Source organism: Oleiphilus sp. HI0086, assembly GCF_001635225.1.
On sequence record NZ_LWFZ01001211.1, the window covers coordinates 1 to 1302 of the forward strand.

General features: G+C 46.7%; 2 protein-coding genes. One reads left to right on the plus strand and one right to left on the minus strand.

What is annotated here, in order from left to right; all coding sequences use genetic code 11:
- A partial coding sequence (locus A3756_RS21220; RefSeq protein ID WP_304438918.1) for a glycerol-3-phosphate dehydrogenase C-terminal domain-containing protein occupies nt 1-331 on the plus strand: 331 nt, incomplete at its 5' end.
- A 227-nt stretch (nt 332-558) separates the two neighbouring features.
- On the opposite strand, the gene A3756_RS21225 is transcribed toward A3756_RS21220, so the two are convergent.
- Nucleotides 559-1302, minus strand: a 744-nt coding sequence (locus tag A3756_RS21225; protein WP_068554571.1) for an AgmX/PglI C-terminal domain-containing protein, incomplete at its 5' end; no start/stop codon positions are given.

The window sequence follows — 1302 nt, forward strand, 5'->3', positions numbered from 1 at the left end:
TATTAACAAGAAAGCGCCATGGCTAACTCATACTCTCGTACAACGCTACCTCAAATCATATGGCACCCTTTGCTTTAGCTTTCTAGCGAACAAACAAGGCATGAGCGATATGGGAGAATACTTTGGTGCCGACTTATTCTCTGCAGAAGTCGACTACCTGATTGAACACGAATGGGCACGCTCAGCTGAAGATATTCTCTGGCGCCGCAGCAAACTCGGTTTGTTTTTGAATGAAGAGGAAATTTCGAAGCTTAAACTGTATTTTGAGGGGCGTTTTTCTGGGCTCGCATCAAAAAAGCCAGCCAAAGCGGCGACTGAAGTCGCTGCTTAGGCATTCACCCTAAGCTCGTGGTAGAGGCATCAATGCTTCGATTGCGGGCTATGATCATTAGCGAGGGGCGGAACCCTCTGCTTACGAGCGGGGGTTAGTATCGTATTTCTGGGATAGCGACCATACTTGTAGGCAGAGGCCTCCGTGCCTCGCTGGCGGGTTAGCACGAGTTCGATCATTAGCGAATGGGCGGAACCCTCTGCCTATGGATAGCAAATAAATTTGGGCTAGCCTGGGAATAACTCTATTGGATAGCTAATCGTTGCCTGATCGACACCTGACTTCTGTCCGAAGTTGACTAAGCGCAGACGCTTACAAATTTTGCTTTCCAGTCTTGGCTCATTCAGTGTTGACTCTACTGCCGAACAGCTAGAGACCTGACCACTTGGCTCAACGACTAGCTGTGCAGTAAAGGCTCCTTGCAGTGAAGGCTTCTTACGCAGTGCGCGATTATAAATACTGTTAATCGCAGATTTATTGGCGTCCATGGTGCGACGAATATCTTCACGAGTACGCTGAGCAACCATGCGCTTCGCATCCAGTTCTGCCAGTTCAAGCGCGGTTTGAATTTCTTCAGCTTTTTCTACTTCCGTCATCTCTCTTGAGGCCAATTCCATTCTCTGTGTTTCTTGCGTCAACTTGGTTTCATCAATGCCTGCACTGCGTGAAGTTTTCGCTCTTGAGGCGAGCTTATCTTCAACTTTACGAGCAATAGGTTTTGCCGAAATCGTTTTGGGCGTATCGAGTTTAACGCTATCAGCTAAGCTACTTAGTGCAGACAACTGATTACTCATCGCTAGCAAACCAGATGTTTTGGCTTTCTCTCGTGCCAACTGAATATCTTTTGCTTTCGGCTTAATTTTTGGCTTGGGCTTTTTCGCTATTTGAGCCTTAGGTTTTGGTTTCGGTTTTGGCTTCTCAGCAACTTTCTTCTCAGGCTCAACCTTCTTAATCTCTTTCTTAATCTCTTT